This window comes from Candidatus Aegiribacteria sp. (genome assembly GCA_021108005.1).
In the GTDB taxonomy this organism is placed as follows: Bacteria; Fermentibacterota; Fermentibacteria; order Fermentibacterales; family JCC-6; genus Aegiribacteria.
In genome coordinates this window covers 1-4110 of record JAIORS010000226.1, presented here as the reverse complement: position 1 = coordinate 4110, position 4110 = coordinate 1, and the positions used below count along the sequence as shown (strand labels likewise).

Genomic DNA, 4110 nt, shown 5'->3' with positions numbered 1-4110 from the left:
GGAACATCGTCTTGCCAGGGAACGTGGTCCGCGCATGGCTCGCAGACGAGTTCCAACGGCTCGGGCGGAGGACTGGGGTCATCCCGATTCGTATACTATTCCTACACTCACAGCTCACTGGATCTGCATGGGAGTAAAAACATTGAGCTAAGTTGCTTGAACGACTTCATGAAGCATGTGCTTCTTGGATGAGAATACAGGTATTCGTATAATGCAATCATGAGCACCATGATTCCTCACCTGCTGTTGATTGGATTGGGCGCTTCCGTAAGCCCGGTGGCCGTCACACTCCTGATCTCTGTAATGCTGAAGAAGAATCCACGAAGGAACTCGTTATTGTTTCTCATGGGTTATACAGCCGCCCTGGTGGCCCTGGGGGTAGTCGTGGTTTACCTGTTCCATCCCGGAGGTGGCGGAAGAACACATAGAATCGGCGGTTATATCGACCTGTCGCTAGGGGCAATATGTTTTCTGGCGGTACCTTATAGCTTAAGGAAGAAAGACAAGAAAAGAGCCCCCGGAGTTGAAAGCGCCTCAACTGCCTTTAGATCTTTTTCTCTGGGTAGCATGGTACTGCTTCTTAACCCGTCAACTTACTTAATTTTCATCTCTGGGATACACGTAATCAGCTTAGCCCGTCTTGGTCGGCAGGATGACTTCCTGGCAATAGCTTTCTTGACGCTGGTCACCCTGGTGACGCTTCTGGTTCCCATTATCATTTTCTTTGCTTTTCCAAAGAGGGCCGAAAAAGTGCTGGATTTTCTTAAAGCCTGGTTAACGAAACACAATCGAGTAATCGGGATGACTGTCCTGCTGGTCTTTGGAGCATATCTTATGACAAAAGGCCTAAGGATACTCTTTTAGCGAGGAAGAGCAGAATAATATCTTCAGGAAAAACCTGGAGATGTCACCATTTCCCTTCCTGAAACCGAGCATACTACCCGAAACAACACACCGTCAATGAAATGACCAATCTACAATTCCTCTATGCCCCATATGAAGACACACCTGCCCCCTGATGCCTGGTCTGGGAGGTTTCAACCGACTTCTATCTCGGGTATGTCATCCTGCCAAGGACGTAGTCCGCGCAGGGGTCGTCTTAGTTATCCAGACGTGCCAATCCTAACCAGTGGCGGTATCTCCCTTACCGTGTATTTCGATGAAATTTGCTGGTAAAGCGTGAAAACATATCATATAACCGTTACAATTAACTGTATTGTTATCAAAAACGTGAAAATTTGTTAAATTCAAGCTATGGGAAAAGTGATGAGTGTATATAAGAGAATAGGTTCATTACGAGAGCGGTATTATCAATCTGCTCGCAATAAGGATTCTTTACTTAAACTTATCAATGAAGCAGAGGTTGCAGAACAGGTCTATAATTCAAACGCCATTGAAAACAGTACCCTGAGTTTGGAGGAAACTGAGAAAATACTCCTTCACCTCGATTTAGACCGATATGTCTCCGAACTCGAAGTATTCGAAGCTCGGAACCTGGCACGAGTAGTTACATATATAGACACAAAAGCAAAGCAGCAGGAATTGAACCTGGAAATGATTCTGCTTCTGCATAGAATATTGATAACTAATATTCACAATAATATAGCAGGTCGGTTCAGGAAAAATGATGAATGGGTAAGAGTTGCAAACCATATCGCTTGTGATACCAAACAGATTATAGGCAAACTTGAAGATATGTTCATCAAATACAATTCTTCGGTGAATGACAGTATTATAAAGAGAATTGCAGTCTTTCATCTCAGTTTTGAACACATCCATCCGTTTGTCGATGGTAATGGGAGAATAGGAAGAGTGCTTAACAATTATTTACTGATCCGCGAAGGCTATGTACCCATAAACATTAAACTCATCGACCGTACTTTGTACTATGATGCCTTTGAAGAGTTTGATAGAAATATCAGTAGTTCGATTATGGAAGAAATTGTTGGGAAAGCAATTACCAACAGTTATCATAAACGATTAGCCTATCTGGATGGAATGGACATCATTACTCTTAATGAATACGCAAAGCAGAATAATCTTTCGCACTCGAATTTAATCAATAAAGCAAAACGCCAAACCATTGAAGCTTTCCTGGAAAAGGGATTATGGAAAATTGGTGATCCAACCAGTTAAGAAGCAAGAAATGAATGAAACAGGAACTCGCAATTTATCTGAATTTATTGATTTATCAAGAGCTGGATAAAGGAATGGCGACCCCAACGGGCAAAACTTCAAACCCCTTTTGGAAATGGTTGCTGAAATAAAGTAAGTTGTAGAAAGATTCATGTAAGAGTAAACTGGTATGAATCTTCATACCGGTCTGAAGAAACGTACACAACTGGAGCTTTTCCGGCTTTACAAAACCATTTGACCGGATTCACAGCGAAGCAGTGCGATACACCGTAGAATGGCTAAAGGTTTACCAGGGAGAAATTCACCATTTCGAGGGTCTGTTCTTCGCTGTAGCCCAGCTGCTCCATAGCGCCTGAGGGGCAGACTGTAGAACAACTTCCGCAACCCTTGCACAGAGCTGTATTGATCGAGCAGACCTGTCTGCCGTTCTTCCAGATAAGACCCGGGGCGCTGTAGGGACATACGGATACGCACATTCCGCATCCTATGCAGACGTCGGGGTCCACGCTGGCTATATTGGCAACTGACAGATACTTGTCAGAACTTATGATGATGCAGGCCCGTTCTGCGGCAGCTTTAGCCTGCGAGACGGTCTCGTCCATGTTCTTGGGTGAATGAGCTAATCCTGCCAGGAATATTCCCTCAGCGGAGAAATCCACAGGTCTGAGTTTTACATGGGCTTCCATGAAGAACCTGTCTTCGTTGAGCGGTATCTTGAGCATCTGTGAGAGTTTTTCGGCGTCTTCCTGAGGCTTCATGGCCGCTGCAAGTATTATCCTGTCAGGGGCGATCTCAATCTCCGTATCAAGAACATGATCGCGGACACTGACTGCTATCTTTTTGTTTTCACCATCTTTGACGTATTTTACAATCGGTTTGTTGTCATCTTCGTATCTGATGAATATTACGCCCATATTTCTGGCCTGCTGGTAGTACTCCTCGTTGAAACCGTAGGTTCGAATATCACGGTAGAGGATATAGACATTCATTTTCTGATTGAGTTCCTTGAGACGTATGGCGTTCTTAACGGCCTGTGTGCAGCATACTCTGGAGCAGTACGGATGGTCATCGTCCCTTGATCCGACACACTGAATCATCACCACGCTTTTCAGCTTGCTGTACTTCTTCTCGTTTTCCTCGAGATCGCTTTCAAGTTCCAGTTGTGTAAGCACATTTTCGTCACCGTATAGATATGAATCCGGCGTCATTTCAACCGCACCGGTCGTTATTATGATTATCCCGTGTTCGTACTCCTCGGTCTCCCCTGTATCGCTTTTCTCAATAGATGTGAGATAGTTACCTATATAACCATCGATGGCGGATACTGTGGAGTTCAGGTATACAGTCAATCTTGGATGTTCTTCTATTCTTTTAATCAGTTCATCAAGATATTCAGCAACATTTCGTCCATCCGGTCTCTTCGTAAGACTTCTGAGATTGCCGCCGAGAACTTTATCTCTTTCAACAAGAGCAACTTCATAGCCCTGGTCCGCTATGGATAATGCTGCCGTCATGCCGGCAAGGCCTCCGCCAACAACCAGCCCCTTTTGAGTGACATCCAGCGCAACGGTATGAAGCGCCTTCAATAACCGCGCTTTTCCCACCGCTATTCTTGTCAGGATCTTCGCTTTTTCAGTCGCTTTCGCAGGTTCCGCGCGGTGAACCCAGCTGCACTGATTCCTTATGTTGGCCATGTTGAACAGATAGGGATTCAAACCGGCTTCCCTGATGGTTTCCTGGAAAAGCGGTTCATGCGTGCTGGGGGAACATGAGGAAACGACCACTCGGTTGAGTTTGTATTCGTCTATCAGTTCCTTAATAATTTCCTGTGTATCCTGGGAACAGGTGAAAAGATTCTCTCCCGCGTACACAACATCCGGCAGTGTCTTCGCGTAGGCTGTGACAGCGGGAACATCAACGATACTTCCAATATTGGTTCCGCAATGGCAGACGAACACACCGATCCTTGGCTTT

The 4110-nt window shown here is 45.1% G+C and carries 4 protein-coding genes; 3 read left to right on the top strand and 1 reads right to left on the bottom strand.

Annotation, left to right across the window (positions count from 1 at the left end; translation table 11 throughout):
- The 3 genes from K8S15_14545 to K8S15_14535 all read left to right on the top strand — a co-directional run.
- On the top strand, positions 1 to 192 hold a 192-nt coding region (locus tag K8S15_14545; GenBank protein ID MCD4777254.1), incomplete at its 5' end, for a hypothetical protein.
- Positions 193 to 219: 27 nt separating this feature from the next.
- Complete coding sequence (locus K8S15_14540) at positions 220 to 864, top strand: GAP family protein (GenBank protein MCD4777253.1); 645 nt, start codon at positions 220 to 222, stop codon at positions 862 to 864.
- Between the two features lie 390 nt (positions 865 to 1254).
- On the top strand, positions 1255 to 2136 hold the full coding sequence (locus K8S15_14535; protein ID MCD4777252.1) for a Fic family protein: 882 nt from the start codon (positions 1255 to 1257) through the stop codon (positions 2134 to 2136).
- 278 nt (positions 2137 to 2414) lie between these two features.
- Here K8S15_14535 and K8S15_14530 read toward each other — a convergent pair.
- Positions 2415 to 4110 (bottom strand): 4Fe-4S binding protein (locus tag K8S15_14530; protein MCD4777251.1); only part of this gene is annotated, 1696 nt, incomplete at its 5' end.

What these genes read in the sequence shown, in the direction of transcription:
- K8S15_14540 (MCD4777253.1), top strand. Translation starts at nt 220, where the DNA reads ATGAGCACCATGATTCCTCACCTGCTGTTGATTGGATTGGGCGCTTCC.
- K8S15_14535 (MCD4777252.1), top strand. Translation starts at nt 1,255, where the DNA reads ATGGGAAAAGTGATGAGTGTATATAAGAGAATAGGTTCATTACGAGAG.